The sequence below is a fragment of the Butyrivibrio sp. WCD2001 genome (assembly GCF_000424485.1).
Lineage (GTDB): Bacteria > Bacillota > Clostridia > Lachnospirales > Lachnospiraceae > Butyrivibrio.
In genome coordinates this window covers 234,303-253,540 of the sequence record NZ_KE384200.1, presented here as the reverse complement: position 1 = coordinate 253,540, position 19,238 = coordinate 234,303, and the positions used below count along the sequence as shown (strand labels likewise).

The window sequence follows — 19,238 nt, the reverse complement described above, 5'->3', positions numbered from 1 at the left end:
TATGACTGAATTTCTATTGATAGAAGTTTTAGTTAATAATAACGATAAATCGTATATGCAGTAACTGTGATATTCTCATTTGTTGAACCCAAAAACTTGCCTTGAGGGATATCTATTATTTTATAACTGGGATGACCTTCCTCATCCCAATATCCTTTTCGTTGATGACCTTCCTCTTGAGGAGTACATACATGTGGAGCAGGAGCACCAGATTTCATAATATAGATATTATCATTATTATCTATGTTTGTGACCATAAAAACACTCAGATGGATATCATCAGGATTATCCGTAGATGTCCAATAATACTTGATTTGATCCCCAGCTTTTAATCTTGATAAATCTGTATGTTCCTCCTTATACTTTGGTTCATCGCCATATAATTGTTTCGTAATAAAATAAATATATACATCCCAATAATCCTCTGGCACTTCTGCATACTGAGCCTTAAGTTCAGCTAATCTGTTTTTTACTTCTAACTCAGTTAATCCTTCTTGTCTAGGAACATATGAAGAATCATCTTGTGTATCAGATTCTTCTTCATCTTTATCATCAGATTCAATTCTAGGGATTTCTTCATGTTCAGTTTCAAAGCCACAAACTACACAAACCTTGCATTTTTCTCCGCTCTTCTTTTTTGTAGCTTCTCTAATTATTTTTTCTTCAAATTGATGCTTATTGCAAATAACATTAACTTCACACTTTAATGTCTTTTTACCAACTTTTGCTTTAACTATTGTCTTGCCAACTTTCTTAGCTGTCACGACACCTTTCTTAGAAACCTTAGCAGTTTTCTTATCAATAGAAGACCACTTAACTTTGTTACTAGTTCCTTTGACTTTGAGTTTATAAGTTTTACCTACTTTAATCTCAATCTGTTTCTTATTCAGTTTTGGAGCTGCTGATACTTTCATTGGAGTCACAAAACCTATAAGCATCACAAATACTAATACAAAGAATGCACCTGTAAAATTTATTCTTTTAAGACTATTCTGCATAAACTTTTCCTCCAATTATATATTGTACAATTCAATCATGATACCTGAGAATAAATTCTTGTGTTGATAGTGTTCCTGCATACTTACTCTTATCTACAAATACCAGACTATTTTTGTTATTAACAGAAGACCATTCAATTTTAAATGTTGGATTTTCTTCTTCATCCCAACATGCTACTTTGTTATTGCCCTCTTTGTTAGTAACAACATATACATTATCACCATCAACATTTGTAATCACATACACCCTATTATAAACAGACTTATCTGAACGTACAAATGATACACCAATTATATCACCAGCTTGTGCTGCTGAAGGGTTCTTAATTTCTGTCTTAAGAAACACATTACTATTACCAAATAACATACTCCTGACAAAGTTAGTATAAGAAGACCCATCAGCAGTAACAATCCCTTTCAAGTAAAAGTTTTTTGCTTCCGGATAGTACATCTTAAGTTCTGCCAGTCTAGTCTTAATCTCTTGTTCAGTTAATCCTTCTGTTCTAGGTACATAACCTGAAGGGTTGTAATTATTATACTCTTCACGATTCTTTTCTGCTTCTATTTCACTCTGTCTTTTCAATCTTGGGATTTCTTCATGTTCAGTTTCAAAGCCGCAGATTTTGCATACTTTACATTTCTCACCAGCTCTCTTATATGTAGCTTTTTTAATTATCTTCTCTTCAAACTGATGATGTTTACAAAGGACAGTAACTTTACATTTTAAGGTCTTTTTATTAACCTTAGCTTTGATTGTAACCTTACCTGCTTTCTTTGCTGTGATAACACCATTCTTAGAAACCTTTGCAATTTTCTTGTTAGAAGTTGACCATTCTACCTTACCACTTGTCCCTTTAACTTTTAACTTACAGGTTTTCCCTATTTTTAACTCAACCTGTTTCTTGTTAAGTTTTGGTGCTGCTGATGCTCTGAGTGGTGTAAAACCAACCAGAATCATCATTGCGAGTGTAATCATAACACCCATAAAACTTGCTCTTTTGAAATTAATTCTCATAATCTTTTCTCCATTTTTGAACTTTTGTTTCAAATGTTAAGTCATGTATTATTTTTTCTAGCACAAATACTTTATCGCGTTTTGTTGATTTTTTCAACATTAAACGATTAAATTTTTATACGGAATTTCTTACGATATTGTAAACATCAAGGAGGTCGCATTCTTTGCAAGACACAGATCTTTGTTTACAACAAATCGGAGAACGTATAATTGAACGTAGAAGGAAAATGGGATTGACGCAGGAAAAGCTTGCTGAAATATGCGGTGTCACCACTCAATTTGTATCTTACGCTGAATCTGGTAAACGTGCCATGAGACCGGAAAACCTATCTAAACTTGCTGAAGGTCTTGAAGTTAGTACAGATTACCTCCTCACTGGAAGTATTATTGACAAGGATCAATTATATTTGTCAAAGAAGCTCACCAGTTTAACACCTAATCAATTCCGACTTATAGAAAATATCATAGATGACTTCATTAAATTCAATAATAATGAATCAGAATAACAAAATGGTTTTGAGCTTTAGTGGCTCAAAACCATTTTAATTATCTACAGAAAATCAGATTTTGGAGTGTAACAGAACTTGCAAGAGCAACCGGAGGTGATCTTCAAACTGTCATGTACGCAGCTGGTCATGCAGACAAAAACACTACTCTTCACTACATCAGAGCTGTTCAGAAGGATACGAAACTTGACGCAATTCGGTCATGTTTTGGTTGAAATTACAAAAAAGACCACTCAAAGACCACTCATTTAGGGTATAAAAAATCCCTTAAACCCAGATAAATCCTGGATTTAAGGGCGAGCTGGCAACGGGAATCGGACCCGTGACCTCCGCACTACCAATGCGACGCACTACCGACTGTGCTATGCCAGCAATCCGTGACTTTCGCAAGTCACAAAGGTTATTTTAACAAGCAGATAGTAGCTTGTCAACATGCATTTTTCAACAAGATTTCTCACATAAGTTCAGTCATGATAGTCCTGTAGATGTTCTGGTTTTTCTTCTTCCAGTTCTCGCAGATTGTCTCTGCCATATCCTCCGTGATCGCGGGGACATGGAGCTCTACCAGTGTTTCTCCGAACTCCGCTGCAGAGAGGTATGTCATGTACTCATTTTCTCCGGTCTTCTTGTAATAGGCACCGATGGAAGTCTCGTCGCGCATCTTGAGCCCGTTTTCCCGGAAAAATGTATCAATCTGCTCCCTGATTGAGGGATTGATGCGGTTTCCGAAGAAGTCCAGTGTCTCGCTTCCTGCATCGGTGAGTTTCAGGAATGTCCTGCTGCCCTCGATGTTCTCGGTGATGAGCTCAGACTCCGCAAGCTCGCCGAATACTTCCTGCAGGGTGAGAAAATTCGTGTATTCTTTTTCCAATATAAAGTCGTAAATCTGTGCCTTGCTAAGGCGTCCGTCGGATTTTCTCAGCATGTAGAGCACGATCATTTTGTATAAGGTTAGGTATTGTGAACTCATGAAGCCCTCATCCGTCAGCTACGCTGACACCTTCTCCCAGAGGGAGAAGGCACATTTTTTCCGTCATCTTCTCTCAGAGACAATTTCAATCTCCCCCTCTGGGAGAAGGCAAATTATTTTTAGAAATTTACCCCGACAATGTCTCTGGCGAAAGCGATGTGTTCCTCCCGCTGCGGGGTATCCATGTATTTAAATACGTCGTACGATAATTTGTGTCCGCCGCCTGTGGTGCAAAGCCCCATGGCAAGGCCGTCGTGAGCGATCTCCTCAGGAGCATCGGTCTGTCTGGAAAACATGATCGCGTGAAGGTTACCGTTCGCTGCAACCTTGCTGTAGGCGTAGGCGATAGCTGCTGCCTGGAGTGCGTCACCCTTCGTGGAAGTGTATCCCACCTCGCTAAGGATTATGGACCGGACACCACCATTATACAACATCGCTTCGCTGCTCATATAGTTTGTGAGGACACCTATGTTTTTCATTGTGATAAAAGATGTGTCCGCGGAGTCGGTCACAAGCTTGTGCCCGTTCCAGAATGCCACGTCGGTAAGCGGCACGGTGTAAGGGTGCTGAGCAAGTCCCCAGCCGATGTCGCCATAGCTTCTAAGTGAAGCTGCAAAGCTGTCCAGAAGATCTCTGCCGTCGTAGTCGGGATTGCCCTTCATATTTCTGTCCCACTGCTGGTCGAGTGAGATGTATACATGTGCGCCGGCATTGTTACTCTTAATCGCGTTGTAGAATACTCTGAATGCCCTTGCATAAGCAGCGGCATATGTTCCAAGGTCGGTGGATGCCATGTAATTCCACTCTTTTCGCGCATTGACTTCGTTTCCGATAATCCACATCGCAACATTGCCGTGACCCGAGCCGGAATATCTCTCTGCCAGGAATGATCCGATGGCTGCAAGCGCATTGACGCCGGCCTCGTCGGAGGCATTGAACATATAGTAAGGAGCCGTGGATCCGCTTCTCGCATTGGGATGAGTCACCTCAGGAAAAGTGGAGGGCGATACGTTATTAAGTATGATAGCAGCAACATCCACCCCCTTCGAATTGAGGGTTGTGAACAGATAATCGTATTCATGGAGAATAGCTCCGTTAAAATAGTATGTAACACCGTTATAGGTGTAAGCAACGGAACCTCCCGCACTTGTTGCAAGGAGTCTGTTCAGCGGAATATTGTAAGTTGCATAATTAACTCCGAGGTCGCCAACGGCATCCAGATGAGAAGGATCAACCAAAAGACCCTTCTTAGAGCTGTGCTGTAATCCGCCGTAATTATGCGATGCAACCGCCTCCGGATTTGTGATATAGCTTGCATGAGAAACCGGCTTAAACTCGTCGTCCTTTTTCACAGCAATGAAAAATTTCCTGTATAATCTGGAGTTCGCAGCAGCCTTGTTCAACGCTGCCTTAAGTGTAACTTCACTGTCCTTATATATCTTCGAGATTGGCTCCGCATCTGTGCTAAGGCCATCTTCATACATCGCAGCATCGAACAGATAATAGTACTTGTCATCGGAGGTGGGAATCCCCTCAGCTGAGCCCTTAACCTCAACTCCGCCGCTCTCTCCTATGATACAGCTGTCGAGCTTAACATATTCCGCAAGCTGATCATCAGGCACATCAATCGTTGCCGGCCTCTCACCGAGTGCGCGCTTAACCTTATCACCTGAATTTGTTATGGCTTTCAGAATATCCTCGTCAAGGTAGCTCTTTTCCTTGGGTGTCTCCTTAACTTCCGTTACCGGTTTTTCCTCGGTGGTCACTACCACCTCTTCCTTCTTATCAAAAGCGCCTTCCGTATATAACAATATCCCTACCACAAAAAGAACCGCCAGTACTGAGCCTATCAGCACAGCCAGCGTTCCTTTTCTTGAATACAGTATTTTATTATCTATAAACTCTTTTAGTTTCTTAAAGGGTTTCTTCAACTCTTACCTCTCGTTTTACATCTCTGATTTAGTTCTGCTTATTCTCGTCCGTCTGCCCGGCATCCTTTGCCTTCGTAGCGTCTGCTCCAGAATCGGCGGCGTGTTCTTTGAGGAACTTCATGTGTTCCTTGATCTTCACTTCATAGCCATTTCCGGACGGACTGTAAAATTCCTTACCGTTTAATTCATAAGGAAGATATTGCTGCTCCACATAATTGTTCGGATAGTCATGGGCATATTTGTAGCCTATCCCATGTCCGAGCTTACCTGCGGATTTGTAATGTGCATCCTGAAGATGTGACGGTATCGGGAGATTTCCCGTATTCTTCACTGTGTCCATTGCGCTGAAAATCGCCTCCACTGCGGCATTGCTCTTAGGCGCTGTCGCTATGTAACTGGCCGCCTGTGACAGGTTAATCTGACACTCCGGCATACCTATTCTCTCTGTTGCAAGAAAAGCCGCTACCGCAACCTGAAGCGCCTGCGGATCGGCATTCCCGACATCCTCGGAGGCACAGATCACCATTCTTCTTGCTATAAATTTGGGGTCCTCTCCTGCATTGAGCATCCTTGCAAGATAGTAAACCGCTGCGTCGGGATCAGATCCTCTCATACTTTTTATAAAAGCTGAAATTGTATCGTAGTGGTTGTCGCCGTCCTTATCATATCTCGCAACACGCTTCTGGATGCACTCCTCGGCAACCTCTCTCGTGATATGTATCTTACCGTCTTCACTTCGCTCTGTAGTCAGTATTCCTAGCTCAATAGCATTGAGCGCGTGTCTCGCATCCCCGCCCGCTATGTCAGCCAGAAATTCCTCTGCCTCAGGCTCCAAAACTGCATCAAAAGAGCCCATTCCATTCACAGTGTCTGTCACCGCTCTTTTCATAAGGGTCTTGATATCGTCCTCTGAAAGCGGCTGAAGTTCGAAGATAACGGATCTTGAAATAAGAGCCCCGTTCACCTCGAAGTAAGGATTCTCCGTCGTGGCTCCGATCAGAATAACCGTGCCGTCCTCAACAAACGGAAGAAGGTAGTCCTGCTGTCCCTTGTTGAAGCGGTGTATCTCGTCTATGAAAAGGATGGTTTTTCTTCCAAAACCGCCTAAATTCTCTTTGGCCTTAGCCACAACCTCTTCCATGTCCTTTTTTCCTGACACGGTGGCATTAAGCTGAACAAAATCTGCCTTGGTGGTGTTCGCGATGACCTTTGCAAGAGTCGTCTTGCCTGTTCCGGGCGGTCCGTATAATATTATCGAGCTTATCTTATCCGCCTTGATTGCGCGGTAAAGAAGCTTATCCTTACCGATGATATGCTGTTGTCCAACTACCTCGTCAAGGGTCTTCGGACGCATCCTGGCTGCAAGCGGAGACTCGCTCTTCATGTTCTTTTCACGTGCATACTCAAATAAATCCATAGTATTAGTATTCTACTATAAATGCTATAATTATTCCAACGTGCGTATTGCATTTTTATAAAGCTTTTATTTTTTATGTATTCAAGGAGGACGCTATGTTATTTGGAGCACTTGAAGCCGGCGGAACCAAGATGGTCTGCGCTGTCGGCAATGAAAACGGGGAGATTCTCGAACAGGTAAAATTCCCCACAGAAACACCTGAGACTACAATGCCTCAGATTTTTGAGTATTTTAAAGGAAAAGATATCAAAGCACTTGGAATTGCGTGCTTTGGTCCAATTGATCTTAAGACGGATTCGCCCACCTATGGAAGCATTACTTCCACACCTAAGAAGGGGTGGTCCGGCTACAATATTGTTAACGCCGCTAAGGAGGCCCTTGGAATCCCGATCGGTTTTGATACTGACGTAAACGGCTCTCTTCTCGGAGAAGTTACCTGGGGCTGCGCCAAAGGACTCTCTGATGCCATCTATCTCACCATCGGAACCGGCGTCGGCGGTGGAGTAATGTCCAACGGAAAACTGCTTCATGGCATGCTTCATCCTGAGGTTGGACACATCCGACTTCCCATTGTGAAGGGTGATCCAGGCAAAAGTGTCTGCCCTTTCCATGACAACTGCTTTGAAGGTCTCGCTGCAGGTCCTTCAATCATGGCTCGCTGGGGCAAGCCTGCTGTAGAACTGTCCGATAAGAGCGAAGTATGGGAGATTGAAAGTGAATATATTGCCACCGCTCTTATGAGCTATGCACTTATCCTTAGCCCCAAGAAGATAATCCTCGGCGGCGGAGTAATGCATCAGGAGCAGCTCTTCCCGCTTGTTCGAAAGAAGTTCGCCGAGCTCATGAACGGCTACATCTTAACTGATGAAATGAATCATCTTGATGATTACATCGTTCCTGCCAGCCTCAACGACGACCAAGGCATCATGGGCGCGATTAAGCTCGCCATTGATGCGTAAGTTATTCCAAAAAAAACAGCCCCTGAGATATGTGTGTTCAACCCCAACCGATTCTTGCGTTCTTTGCAATGAGGTTGGGGCTGAATATACATACCTCAGGGGCGTATTATTTAGAATAATTAGTCCGCCTTTACGGGTGCGGTACGAATGATGAACTGTACTGTGCTGGGTTCATCCTCGTTTGCGCCTGAGAAGGAAGTGTAACTCTGAGAAGCTTCATCAACTGCTTTGAGTCTGTCTTTTACTGAAAGAAGATCCTCATCAACTGTGCTTGTGAGCTTCTGGATACCATCTTCGTCAAACTCAACCATACCGTCTGCAAGCTTTCTTGCGCCGTCGTTAAGTTCTACAGCACCATCCTTGAGTTCGCCTGCTCCGTCTCTGAGCTTGCCTGCTCCATCGTTGAGCTCGCCTACACCGTCATCAAGTTTTACAGTTCCGTCGTAGAGCTTACCTGCTCCGTCATCAAGCTTCTTTGCTCCATCGTCGAGCTTGCCTACTCCGTCATCAAGCTTTACAACACCATCATTAAGCTTGCCTGCACCATCATCAAGTTTGCCTACTCCGTCTCTGAGCTTGCCTGCTCCGTCATTAAGGCTTGAAGCACCGTTTGCAAGCTTTGTTCCGCCATCCTTAAGTGACTTACTGTTATCATTAAGCTTCTTAGCTCCATCTGCAAGCTGCTTTGAACCATCCTTAAGTGAAACAAGTCCCTGACCAAGAGTTGTTCCGCCTGCATCAAGTTTCTTCATTCCATCGTAGAGGCTGTTAGCACCAACTGCCAGCTGTGAAGCACCTGCCTGAATGTCCTTGAGGCCCTGAGTTGTATCTGTACCATAGAGCTTCTGCATAGCTTCCTTTGATGCAACAATTGTTTTATATGTTGCTGCAATGGTTGTAATTGCCTGTGTTCCTGTCTGTGTGGGAGTTTTTACTCCTGTTGCAATCTGAGAAAGAGCGTTTACATATATCTGCTGCTTTTTAGCAGGATCTGATTCTTTCGCTGCAGCTGTAAGTGCCTTCTGTAATGCATCATAAAGTTGGGCACTGGCCTGCTGCTGTCCCTCGGCAGAAGCAGCTGCTATAGCAACATCTGCACCTGCACGAAGGTTCTGGATATCCTGAGCTGTCATACCTGTTGCGGCACAAATTGCTGCAATTCCGGTTTCATCAGCATATTGTTCAATCTCTCCCTCATAAGCTTCCTGACTCTCTTCGACAGTCTCTGTCCCAAGACTTACAGATTCTTCTCTCTGAGCTTCAGTGTTCTCGGTATTCTGTTCAGCTTCGCTACTCTCAGTGTTTTCAGTAGCCTGCTCTGTCTGTTCAGTACTCTCCTGATTTGAGCTCTCCTCAGGTGTCACCTGAGTATTCTCTGCATTTTCATTCGAGCTGTTTTCTTCAGTAGCTTCCTGATTCTCCTCGGGTGTTTCCTGACTCTTATCCTCTGTATCGGATGCTTTCTCTTTCTTATCACTATCGGAATCATCCTGTGACTGACTCTGATCTGAAGAACTGTTCTGCTGATCATTCAGGGCTTCCTGAAGAGCTTTCTCTGCCGCTTCCGCCCTCTTAGTAGCTTCCTCAGCCTTCTGCTCTGCTTCTTCTGCTCTCTTTTCGGACTCCTCTGCCTTCTGCTCTGCTTCCGCTGTCTTCTTCTCAGCATCCTTTGCCTTCTGTGTTTCAGCCTTTACCTCATCCGCATATGTATCAGCAAGTTTCTCAGTAATCTCCTTTACAAGTTTTGCCACATCTTTATCATCTGCAGGAGAAGCAGCATTTCTTACATTAACGCCCGCCTGCTGGTTTGCAGCAAAAGCTAAAGCATCTCCAAACTCTGCTTCAAAAGCAGACTGCGCTACAGTGAGCACCTCAAGCTGCTGTTTTACTCCATCAGCAGCAGTATTTATACCTGCACTAAGTGAAGCAGCGCCCTCGGATACCTGCTTAGCACCATCCTTGGCAGAAGTGATTCCGCCTGTGAGTGTTGTAGCACCGTCCTTAAGCTGTCCGATACCTGTATCAAGGCTTGTAGCGCCTGAAGAAATCTGTCCTACAGCATCTGTATATGTTCCGATTCCTGTGCTAAGTGTCGTTGCGCCATCTGCAAGTGATTTACTTCCCTTTGCAAGCTCTCCTGCGCCATCCTTAAGCTGGCCTGTACCGTCCTTAAGTTCGCCGGTTCCGTTTCTGAGTTCACCGGTTCCGTTCTTAAGCTCGCCGGTTCCGCTTGCAAGCTGGCTTGTTCCATCCTTAAGCTCGCCTGCACCGTTCTTAAGTTCGCCGGTTCCGTCCTTTAACTCTTTTGTTCCATCTGCAAGCTCCACAGTTCCGTCGTAAAGCTCTGATGTTCCGTCCTCAAACTTCTGTGTTCCGTCTGCAAGCTCACCTGTTCCGTCTCTAAGCTCTGTGGAAGCATCGGAAAGCTTGTCCATATCGCCGTTTAAGTCATCGAGTTTATCTGAATTGTAAATCTTATCAAGTCCGAGGTCTGATACTACGTTTGCGCTTGCCATTGATACTGTCATGGGAAGCTCAAAATCCTGAACGTCTGCAGTGATCTCTACGAAATCGGGGATATCAACCTCATCCTCGTCAATATCGTTCTCTTTTAATTTTTCATCATCAATCTTGAGTGACTCCTTGAGTCCGGGCATTGCAACACCGACTACAACGTAGTTGTTGGCATCGGAGATTACCTTACCGTTTGAAACCTTGACGTTGGCAAACTTCGCGTTATCAAGCATTGTTCCGGAGATCATTGTGAAAGGAACATCGATGTCCTCTTTCTGTCCATCAATCTCAACTTTCTTCTTAAGTGAGTTTGTATAGTCAAAGCGGATTCTTACTCTTCCGCTCTTGCCTGCGATGTCCTCGGCCTTCATCTGCTTTCCGTCAAGTTCGTAGGTAACCTTTACGCCGACCGGAACTTCCTGTGTGGGTGTTCCCTGATAGTAGATGTCCTGTCCTTCGGCATCCCAGGTAACAGTTCCGTCGCCGTTGTCCTTGAAGGACTCATCGCCCTTAACATTTACGATGTCCTTCAGGTTTGTTGTATCTGTAAGTGACTTGTCGCCGTTTGCGTTCTTTAACCAGTTGCTTACCACAACTTCATCAACTGTACCATTGGCATCAGTCATAACATATACAGTCTCTTCTTTTCCGCTCTCAGAATTCTCTTTATTTCCGGTAAAAGCTGCTTGTGTCATTGTCTCCACAAGCTCTTCGGCTTCGGGGCTCTCCTCGGTAATATCCTGAACCTGTACTGTATCTTCTGCTTTTTTACCAAGTCCGCAGCCTGTCATTGTACCGAATGCAAGTGCAAACGCTGTTAAAACTGATGTAGCTTTAAGTAAATTTCTCTTATACATACCAATTCCTCTTTTCCTTTTCTCGTCAGATATATAACCTTTTTCTCTGACTAAGTGTTTGCGAAAACTCTATTTCAAATTGATGTTTTATTACTGTTTCAACCAAGTCCTACCTGATCAAGGACTGCAACGTCTTTATTTTTCTTTCTGTCTGCATCTCTTTTAATGCAATCATGCATACCCCATGTAGTTCTAATGATAAGTCCATCGAATATCATGTACATGGAAGGCAGAACCAAAATAACTACTGCCATACTGATCAGCGCGCCTCTTGCCATGAGGAAGCAAAGAGATCCGATCATGTCGACGCTGGATACGAGTCCTACGCCGAAGGTTGCTGCAAAGAAGCTTAGCGCACTTACGATAACCGACTTCATACTTGTTGAAAGTGCGATTCTCGTAGCCTGCTTCTTGCTCTGGCCATCATTTCTCTCCTTACAATAACGAGTTGTCATAAGGATTGCATAGTCAACAGTTGCACCGAGCTGAATTGTTCCGATAACAACCGATGATATGAAAGGTATTACGGTTCCCGTAAATCCGGGGATACCCATGTTGATGAAAATAGCAAATTCTATAACTGCAACCAGTATAAAAGGAAGAGATATAGATTTCATTACAAATGCAATGATAAGGAATACACAGCCAATAGAAACAATGCTGACTGTCTTAAAATCTTTATCGGTAATCGTGATCAAATCCTTAGTACAAGGTGCCTCACCGACGACCATTGCTGTAGGACTGTACTTTTTCACAATTTCGTTTACCTTATCAATCTGAGCGTTAACTTCATCGGATGCTGTTTTATACTGACTTGTAACCATTAGCATCTGATACTCATCACTTGAAAGCTCATCCTTAAGCTCAGTGGGAATCATGTCCCTGGGAAGAAGCGGTCCCATCAGTGCTTCAAGTCCGAGTACTCCATCAACTCCATCAACACTCTTAAGTTCATTCACCATGCCCTGCATTGTAGCTGTATCAAGGTTTGCATCCGCAAGGATCATGTAGGTTGTATTTGTTTCAAAATTCTTTTCAAGCTCTATCATCGCCTGTCTGCTCGAAAGCTTAACGGGCAGTGTCTCTGACAGATCGTAGTAAACAGCTGCGTGTCTGTATCCCCAGATTGCCGGAGGAAGGAGACACAGGAAAAGCACTCCGAATATGATGGCATGCTTGGATATCCATCTGGGTGTTTTTACAAATTCTTGAACAACCGGTTTATGTTTTGTCTTCTCTATTATTTTATCAAATATCAGAATCATTGAGGGAAGAACTGTTACGCAGGCAACAACGCCGAAGATAACGCCCTTCGCCATGACGATTCCAAGGTCAAGGCCGATTGTGAAGCTCATGAAGCAAAGTGCCACGAAACCTGCGATGGTTGTAATTGATGAACCAAGCACCGACTGGAATGTTGCTGTGATAGCGTTTGCCATTGCTTCCTTTTTATCATCTATACCCTTTTCAAGCTCCTCCTGGTAACTGTGCCACAGGAAAATTGAATAATCCAGTGTAACACCGAGCTGAAGAACCGCACTAAGCGATTTTGTAAGGAATGAAATCTGTCCCAGGAATATGTTTGTTCCCATGTTGAACATGATTGCAATTCCTATACTTATAAGGAAGAAGAAAGGTATAAGGTAGGAATCCATTGTCAGTGAAAGAACAATTACAGCAAGAAGTACTGCCATTCCTACATATATAGGTGTTTCTTTTTCCGTAAGATTCTTGGTATCAAGAACGATTGCCGCCATTCCCGAAAGGAAGCATTTTTCATTGGCTATCTTCCTGATCTCTGTTATGGCCTCCATCGTGCCGTCGCTCGAGGTCGTATCATCAAAGATGATAAACATCAGCTGTGTGTCTCCGGTTCCGAGTGCCTCGGTTACCTTATCCGGAAGCATCTCCTTCGGAATGGAATAGTCCATGAAGGTGTCATACCAGATAACCTTCTTTACATGATTAACTGTCTCAATATTCGCCTTCAACTCGGCTATGTCTTTATCAGCCATACCCTCAACTACGAAAAGCGAATACGCTCCGGTTCCGAACTGATCCATGAGGATGTCCTGACCTTTCATGGTCTCAATCTCCCCGGGCAGATATGAGAGGATATCGTAATTAACTCTCGTGGCTGCCATTCCCGCAAGGCACGGAATCATCAGTGCGATGCTGGCAATCAGTATTATGAATCTGGATTTTACAATTGCCTTAGAAAAAAATTTCATAACCATTTCCTCACAAAAATATTTTATGACCGCTGGTCATTTTTTACACTTTATGTTATACTCCAAAAATGACTGATGGTCAATATTTATTTTTCGAGTCTTTTCTAAGTTTATGTGGTAGGATTTATTTATGGGAAAATGGGACGAAAACAAAAAATTGAAATTTGATTCTCTCTTAAACACCTCCTTTGAGTTGTTCACTTCGCAGGGAATCAATCAGACGTCAATTTCCGACATTGTTAAGAAGGCCGGAGTTGCGAAGGGAACCTTTTATCTGTATTTCAAAGACAAATATGATATAAGGAACCGTTTGATTGCGCGTAAATCAAATCAGCTCTTTGGTGTCGCTTACGAAGAACTTCTAAAGGAAGACCTTCATTCGGTTGAGGATAAGATTATTTTCATGATGAAGCATATTCTCATTGAGCTTTCAAATAATCATATGCTCCTATCCCTTATTTATAAGGATCTCAGCTGGGCTCTGTTTAAGGAGGCCATGACCACGAACATTGATGACTCCGAGACTGACTTCCTGAGGATAATCACCAAGATGTTTGAGGAATCCGAGGTGAAATATCGAAATCCCGAGCTCATGATGTTTCTGATAGTCGAGATGGTCAGCTCTGCCGGTTACAGTTCTATTATCTACAAGCAGCCACAGCCACTTGATGAACTGATGCCCGAACTTGAATACGCTGTTCGCGGCATTATGAAAACCTATGAAATAAAGTAAATTGCAAATATCCTTTAATCGAAATAACCCGCGTTGGCAAGACGCGGGTTTTTCAGGTAGGAGATTTCTTATGACTATGTATGTCATTTAGTTAGCTTTTGCTAACACGGTTATATTAGCACAGACTAACATTCATTGCAAGTACTTATTTCCATTTTTTAATTTTTACACAGGTGAATCTGCGCTATCTTGCAGAATTTCTCTGGATGAAACCCTGAAGTGCAGCTCGTATTATGTAGAGCGTGTACAGAAGCGGATAAAATATACCAAGAACCAGAAGGTAATCTCGTCCGTATTTAAATACATCCGGTGAAACAGATGAAGAATCGACAAACAGCCCCATCGCACTCTGCCCGAACACTATCATAATAAATGAGCCAGTCCGTTCCGCCTATAGCGGCAAGTCCCAGCGCTCCGATCTTTTTACCTATAATAATACTGTCTACTACTGTGTATAATTGCTGAAAGACATTTCCAATTATCATCGAAATCGAAAATGACAGAATAAGCCCAAAAGGACTCCCCACAGTCATGTCTCTGTCTTTGTTCATACCGTTCCCTCTGATTACTTTTTTATTTCATAGGAATTACCTATACAATAAATAGCTTTGGTATCCATAAATTGCATGGATACCAAAGTCTATGATCACTTATCTTCCCAGGTTGCCAAAAAAGGCATCTCCCGAGTCACCATGTTTATTGCCGCCCCGGCCGTCTCCTCCAAAGTCGTCGTCTGAGCCGTATTCTTCATCCGGATAATCATCGTCTTCGTCGTCCTCATCCGGATAGTTATCTTCGGAATCATCCTCGAAGTCTTCCTCATCCTCATCATAGTCTTCGTCGGATTCATCTTCCTCATCGTACTCGTCTTCGTCGTCCTCGTCATCATCGTCTTCTTCGAAGTCGTACTCATCATCTTCGGCTTCCTCAAAGTCGCCGTCGTACTCCATGTCGTAGTACCCCTCTTCTTCAAGACGTTCTCTGACATCGCGGTCGAAATCAAGCTCGTAATCATTCGGATTAAGTCCAACATCCTCAAGCATCTCTCGGCGCTCATCTTCTTCCGCGCGAAGGAATTCCTCAAAATCCAGTCCCGCATTGCAGACAGCTTCTACGAGTTCAGCGTCCACGTATACTGTGAAGTCCGCATCATTGCCGTCGAAGTCGTCATCCACATAGGGGAGATTTTCAGGAAAAAGAGAAAACATTTTTCCGTTTTCATCAAAGTCTAAAGGGCCGAAGCCTTTACCAAGGTTTACGTTCATATAACCCTCATCCGTCAGCTAAAGCTGACACCTTCCCCCTTAGGGGGAAGGCATAATATCTTAGTCTCGTTCAACGATTGCCGCAGCTCCCATTCCGCCGCCTACGCAAAGAGTAGCGAGTCCCTTTTTGGCGTCGCGTCTCTGCATCTCATAGAGAAGTGTTACAAGAATACGGCAGCCTGAGCATCCTACCGGGTGTCCAAGGGCGATAGCGCCGCCGTTTACATTGAGCTTGTTAAGGTCAAAGCCAAGATCCTTACCAACTGCAACTGACTGAGCAGCGAATGCCTCGTTAGCCTCGATAAGATCAAAGTCAGTAATCTGATAGCCAGCCTTAGCCATTGTCTTCTTGGTTGCAGCAACAGGACCGATACCCATAATGCGGGGCTCAACGCCTGCAAGCTCACCGGCAATCCATGTAGCCATGGGCTTGATGCCAAGCTCCTTAGCCTTCTCTTCACTCATAACTACGATAGCTGCTGCGCCGTCGTTGATACCTGAAGAGTTAGCTGCTGTTACCATTCCATCAGGTTTGAAAGCGGGACGGAGCTTAGAGATGCTCTCCTTTGTTACACCTGCTCTGGGGCCTTCATCCTTAGCAAACATAACAGTTTCCTTCTTAACCTTTACAGGAACGGGAACGATCTCCTCATCAAATACGCCATTAGCCTGTGCCTTCTCGCACTTCTGCTGAGAATTTGCAGCAAACTCGTCGAGCTCTTCTCTTGTAAGTCCCCACTGCTCACAGATATTCTCAGCTGTGATACCCATGTGGAAGCCTCCGAACGCATCTGTAAGTGCATCCTTGATCATTGTATCGATGAGCTCACCGTTGTTCATACGGTAACCAAATCTTGCATTCTGAAGTGCATAAGGTGCACGAGACATGCTCTCTGTACCACCTGCTACGATAATATCTGCATCTCCCATAGAGATAAGCTTTGCTGCAAGGTTTACACAGTGAAGACCTGATCCGCAAAGTACGTTAATTGTAGTTGCAGGAACCTCAACCGGTATTCCTGCATTAACTGCGGCCTGACGTGCTACGTTCTGGCCTGTACCTGCCTGAATTACGCAGCCCATATATACTTCATCTACCTGCTCAGGCTTTACACCTGAACGCTTCAGTGCTTCCTTAATTACGATTGTTCCAAGATCCGGAGCCGGAATGTCCTTAAGGGCACCCCCCATAACGCCAATCGCTGTTCTACAAGCTCCTGCCAAAACTACTTTTCGTGCCATGCCTTTCTTTTCCTCCTTATAATGAAAATTGTTTTATTTTTTCCGGAATTTGTGATGATAATTCCGGATGAATTCCAAAACGAAATACAATAATATTATATCAAAAGCTCCATGATTAGTAAAAATCCGGGAAACCCAAAAGCTTCCCGGATTCTGAATGATTATTTTATTTTTACACTCTTTGCATCTGACCAGTCTGAATAATATTTGACATTATTATGCTCGATATAAGTTCTGACTCTGAAGTAATATTTCTTATGTCTCTTAAGCTTTTTTATTTTTATCTTCCTTTTATTATTTCCCGCAATTTGTGTCTTTGCAATTTCGAAAGATTTTGTTTTTACATTCTTCGAAAAATTCTTGTTAGTCGAGAACTGGATTTCGTAACCATTAACACCTGTAACGTCCTTAATGGTTATCTCTGCCTTTTTCTTACCGGGAGATTTTACCTTGGTTACTTTTCCGTTTTCAATTTTGGCATTGTTTAATGAGAAGGTATATTTTACCTGATTACCCTCAATTTTTAAGTAATATGTACCCGGTGCTAAATAAATATCGCTGGATGCCGGTGATCCTGAACACGCTTTTCCCAGATGTTGTTTCTCAAACAGGTCTTGATTATATAAAGTTGCGTCCGCATAATTGTATCCGGAAACGACCTCGCTTTCAGCCACAGCTGTATAATGATACTTACCTTCCTGGGTGATGTTCACCTTATACCAATCCTCTGCATCAGTGGCTGTAAAAGAATCCGTCACAGTTGTGTTCAGAGTATATTCCTTTGGATTGTCATAGGTATCCTTTCCATTTTCTGATACACCATAGCTCTCAAAAACTGTTTTTAATCTATAGCTCTGTTTTTGGCTTCTATTACGGGGACTTTCACTTGATACTCTGATGTAATATGTGCCTGCTGAAAGAGCCTTGGAATCCGTTCCTGTCCAGGCTGAATCATCTACATTCATCTGACCTGTAGTCATTACTCTATATGACGTATCAGAGCTATTAAAAACATCTAAACCTATATGGCTTGTGTTTTTTAACATAAGACCAATCTTGAATATACCATCTGATGGTAATGTAACTTTATAGAAATCCTGGCTGGCAACACCTATTTCATTCCATCCGGTCCACTCCATATTTGCCGGCAATTCTACAGTTGTATCAAAAGTGCTTCCGCCCGCAGCTTCGGCAACAATTTTAGTTTCCGGATTAAAGGCACCGATTGGACTAACTGCCATAGTTAATGCCAAAAGCACTCCCCCAAATTTCTTTAGCAATTTTTCTTTTTTCATCCTCTTTTCCCTCTTTTCTTCGAAATGTCATACAACTTTACAAGTATACCACAAAATATGAAAAAAATCCGAGAACCTTAAAGATTCCCGGATTTTGAATGTTTATTACATTTATTTTATTTTTGTATTCTTTACGTTTGACCAGTCTGAGTAAAATCTTGACTTGTTTGATTCTACATAGCCTCTGATTCTAAAATAGTATTTCTTATGTCTCTTAAGCTTGCCAATGGTGATTTTTCTGTAACCGTTTCCAATGCTCTCAGCCTTATCATTCTCAAAAGATTTTGATTTTACATTTTTTTTGAAATTCTTGTCAGTTGAGTACTGAATCTGATAGCCATTAGCATCTTTTGCTTCCTTGAAGGTAACCTCTACCTTTTTCTTCTTGGGTGACTTTACTTTTGTTATTTTACTCTTTTTGATTGTAGAGCCCTTTACAGAAAAAGAATATTTTGTGTTTTTGCCTTCAAGCTTTATGTAATACACTCCGGGAGTAAGATAAGCATCTCCTGTTTTAATCTCCTGAGTATATCCTCCATTTCTTTCAAGCGAAAGCTTTTCTTCTGTCAAATCAGAATTCATTATTTTAGCATTACAGGTTATTGATCCACCTTCAAAACCATAACTGGTAATGCTAAAAATATACTTTCCTTCTTTATCTACATTAAATCTGTACCAATCCATGTTCTCTGTCCAAGTAAATGCATCTGTAGCTACAGTATTGATTGTATATTCTTTAGGATTATCATAGCTATCTTCGACACTTTCAGATGTTCCGTAACTATTAAAACTGGTCTTTATCTTATAGTTCTGATAACCATTACCCTTATCTTTATTTCTGACACCCTTTCCAGTAACTTCAATGTAGTAAGTTCCCGCTGACAAAACACGTTTATCGGATTCTGTAACAGGAGCATCTTCTTCTGTCCCAAAAATAGTTTGTACATGACACAAAATATCAGTGTTCTTCTCTTTACGAAGAAATGCGTTCACGCCATAACAATTCTTAAATGCAGCACTTAATGTAAGCTCCCCATCTTCAGCCAAAACCACTTTGTAGAAGTGTGTTCCTCCATCAACAAGTGGTGTCCATGCTGTCCATTCTGAATTAGGCGTTAGCACAGTTGCCGTATCCTGTGTCTCACCTGCTGCCTTAACTGTAAGCTTTGTCTCAGGAGCAAATGTGCTAAAAGATGCAACTGACATAAACATTGCAAGAAGCAGAGTTCCTGTCCTTTTTAATAATCCATTTTTCTTCATCTTCGTTTCCCTCTTTTCCTTATCTTATTTTTGTTGTTCTATCTA

Annotated in this window: 15 protein-coding genes and 1 tRNA gene; 3 read left to right on the top strand and 13 right to left on the bottom strand. The window is 42.7% G+C overall.

Annotation, left to right across the window (positions count from 1 at the left end; translation table 11 throughout):
• Positions 1–32 precede the first annotated feature (32 nt).
• Entirely contained in the window at positions 33–998 is a 966-nt protein-coding gene (locus G630_RS0118995; protein WP_026499478.1) for an Ig-like domain-containing protein, read from the bottom strand.
• A gap of 31 nt (positions 999–1,029) precedes the next feature.
• A complete protein-coding gene (locus G630_RS0118990) occupies positions 1,030–2,013 on the bottom strand; it encodes an Ig-like domain-containing protein (protein WP_026499477.1) in 984 nt (327 codons plus the stop codon).
• Positions 2,014–2,177: 164 nt separating this feature from the next.
• On the opposite strand from G630_RS0118990, the gene G630_RS0118985 reads away from it, so the two are divergent.
• A complete protein-coding gene (locus tag G630_RS0118985) occupies positions 2,178–2,519 on the top strand; it encodes a helix-turn-helix domain-containing protein (RefSeq protein ID WP_022760911.1) in 342 nt (113 codons plus the stop codon).
• A gap of 299 nt (positions 2,520–2,818) precedes the next feature.
• Here G630_RS0118985 and G630_RS0118975 read toward each other — a convergent pair.
• The 4 genes from G630_RS0118975 to G630_RS22945 form a co-directional block, all read right to left on the bottom strand.
• Positions 2,819–2,891, bottom strand: a tRNA-Thr gene (locus G630_RS0118975).
• Positions 2,892–2,973: 82 nt separating this feature from the next.
• Positions 2,974–3,489, bottom strand: coding sequence for a DUF4364 family protein (locus tag G630_RS0118970; RefSeq protein WP_026499475.1), 516 nt, complete (start codon positions 3,487–3,489; stop codon positions 2,974–2,976).
• Positions 3,490–3,608: 119 nt separating this feature from the next.
• Positions 3,609–5,420, bottom strand: a complete 1,812-nt coding sequence (locus G630_RS22950; RefSeq protein WP_049946313.1) for a DUF5722 domain-containing protein — start codon at positions 5,418–5,420, stop codon at positions 3,609–3,611.
• 28 nt (positions 5,421–5,448) lie between these two features.
• Positions 5,449–6,837: a replication-associated recombination protein A gene (locus tag G630_RS22945; protein ID WP_044959912.1), complete on the bottom strand. Its 1,389-nt coding sequence runs from the start codon at positions 6,835–6,837 to the stop codon at positions 5,449–5,451.
• 95 nt (positions 6,838–6,932) lie between these two features.
• Between G630_RS22945 and G630_RS0118955 the strand changes: the two genes are divergently transcribed.
• Positions 6,933–7,796, top strand: a complete 864-nt coding sequence (locus G630_RS0118955) for an ROK family protein (protein ID WP_022760908.1) — start codon at positions 6,933–6,935, stop codon at positions 7,794–7,796.
• Between the two features lie 119 nt (positions 7,797–7,915).
• Here G630_RS0118955 and G630_RS0118950 read toward each other — a convergent pair whose 3' ends face one another.
• Together G630_RS0118950 and G630_RS0118945 are read right to left on the bottom strand one after the other, a co-directional pair.
• Positions 7,916–11,167 (bottom strand): hypothetical protein, encoded by a 3,252-nt coding sequence (locus G630_RS0118950; RefSeq protein ID WP_026499474.1) that lies wholly within the window; start codon positions 11,165–11,167, stop codon positions 7,916–7,918.
• 98 nt (positions 11,168–11,265) lie between these two features.
• Positions 11,266–13,398: an efflux RND transporter permease subunit gene (locus G630_RS0118945; protein ID WP_026499473.1), complete on the bottom strand. Its 2,133-nt coding sequence runs from the start codon at positions 13,396–13,398 to the stop codon at positions 11,266–11,268.
• A 130-nt stretch (positions 13,399–13,528) separates the two neighbouring features.
• On the opposite strand from G630_RS0118945, the gene G630_RS0118940 reads away from it, so the two are divergent.
• Entirely contained in the window at positions 13,529–14,131 is a 603-nt protein-coding gene (locus G630_RS0118940) for a TetR/AcrR family transcriptional regulator (protein ID WP_026499472.1), read from the top strand.
• 296 nt (positions 14,132–14,427) lie between these two features.
• On the opposite strand, the gene G630_RS0118935 is transcribed toward G630_RS0118940, so the two are convergent.
• From G630_RS0118935 to G630_RS0118915, 5 genes are all read right to left on the bottom strand, one after another.
• Positions 14,428–14,682 carry a hypothetical protein gene (locus tag G630_RS0118935; protein ID WP_026499471.1) on the bottom strand — a complete coding sequence of 85 codons (255 nt, stop codon included), beginning with the start codon at positions 14,680–14,682 and terminating at the stop codon, positions 14,428–14,430.
• A gap of 99 nt (positions 14,683–14,781) precedes the next feature.
• Positions 14,782–15,396 carry a hypothetical protein gene (locus tag G630_RS25230; protein ID WP_022760904.1) on the bottom strand — a complete coding sequence of 205 codons (615 nt, stop codon included), beginning with the start codon at positions 15,394–15,396 and terminating at the stop codon, positions 14,782–14,784.
• 60 nt (positions 15,397–15,456) lie between these two features.
• Complete coding sequence (locus tag G630_RS0118925; protein WP_026499470.1) at positions 15,457–16,638, bottom strand: acetyl-CoA C-acetyltransferase; 1,182 nt, start codon at positions 16,636–16,638, stop codon at positions 15,457–15,459.
• Positions 16,639–16,799: 161 nt separating this feature from the next.
• Complete coding sequence (locus tag G630_RS0118920; protein WP_026499469.1) at positions 16,800–17,933, bottom strand: hypothetical protein; 1,134 nt, start codon at positions 17,931–17,933, stop codon at positions 16,800–16,802.
• A 111-nt stretch (positions 17,934–18,044) separates the two neighbouring features.
• Positions 18,045–19,193, bottom strand: coding sequence for a hypothetical protein (locus G630_RS0118915; RefSeq protein WP_026499468.1), 1,149 nt, complete (start codon positions 19,191–19,193; stop codon positions 18,045–18,047).
• Between the last annotated feature and the right edge of the window lie 45 nt (positions 19,194–19,238).

What these genes read in the sequence shown, in the direction of transcription:
- G630_RS0118950 (WP_026499474.1), bottom strand. Translation starts at nt 11,167, where the DNA reads ATGTATAAGAGAAATTTACTTAAAGCTACATCAGTTTTAACAGCGTTT.
- G630_RS0118915 (WP_026499468.1), bottom strand. Translation starts at nt 19,193, where the DNA reads ATGAAGAAAAATGGATTATTAAAAAGGACAGGAACTCTGCTTCTTGCA.
- G630_RS25230 (WP_022760904.1), bottom strand. Translation starts at nt 15,396, where the DNA reads ATGAACGTAAACCTTGGTAAAGGCTTCGGCCCTTTAGACTTTGATGAA.
- G630_RS0118920 (WP_026499469.1), bottom strand. Translation starts at nt 17,933, where the DNA reads ATGAAAAAAGAAAAATTGCTAAAGAAATTTGGGGGAGTGCTTTTGGCA.
- G630_RS0118935 (WP_026499471.1), bottom strand. Translation starts at nt 14,682, where the DNA reads ATGAACAAAGACAGAGACATGACTGTGGGGAGTCCTTTTGGGCTTATT.
- G630_RS0118995 (WP_026499478.1), bottom strand. Translation starts at nt 998, where the DNA reads ATGCAGAATAGTCTTAAAAGAATAAATTTTACAGGTGCATTCTTTGTA.
- G630_RS0118955 (WP_022760908.1), top strand. Translation starts at nt 6,933, where the DNA reads ATGTTATTTGGAGCACTTGAAGCCGGCGGAACCAAGATGGTCTGCGCT.
- G630_RS0118945 (WP_026499473.1), bottom strand. Translation starts at nt 13,398, where the DNA reads ATGAAATTTTTTTCTAAGGCAATTGTAAAATCCAGATTCATAATACTG.
- G630_RS0118990 (WP_026499477.1), bottom strand. Translation starts at nt 2,013, where the DNA reads ATGAGAATTAATTTCAAAAGAGCAAGTTTTATGGGTGTTATGATTACA.
- G630_RS22945 (WP_044959912.1), bottom strand. Translation starts at nt 6,837, where the DNA reads ATGGATTTATTTGAGTATGCACGTGAAAAGAACATGAAGAGCGAGTCT.
- G630_RS0118940 (WP_026499472.1), top strand. Translation starts at nt 13,529, where the DNA reads ATGGGAAAATGGGACGAAAACAAAAAATTGAAATTTGATTCTCTCTTA.
- G630_RS0118925 (WP_026499470.1), bottom strand. Translation starts at nt 16,638, where the DNA reads ATGGCACGAAAAGTAGTTTTGGCAGGAGCTTGTAGAACAGCGATTGGC.
- G630_RS0118970 (WP_026499475.1), bottom strand. Translation starts at nt 3,489, where the DNA reads ATGAGTTCACAATACCTAACCTTATACAAAATGATCGTGCTCTACATG.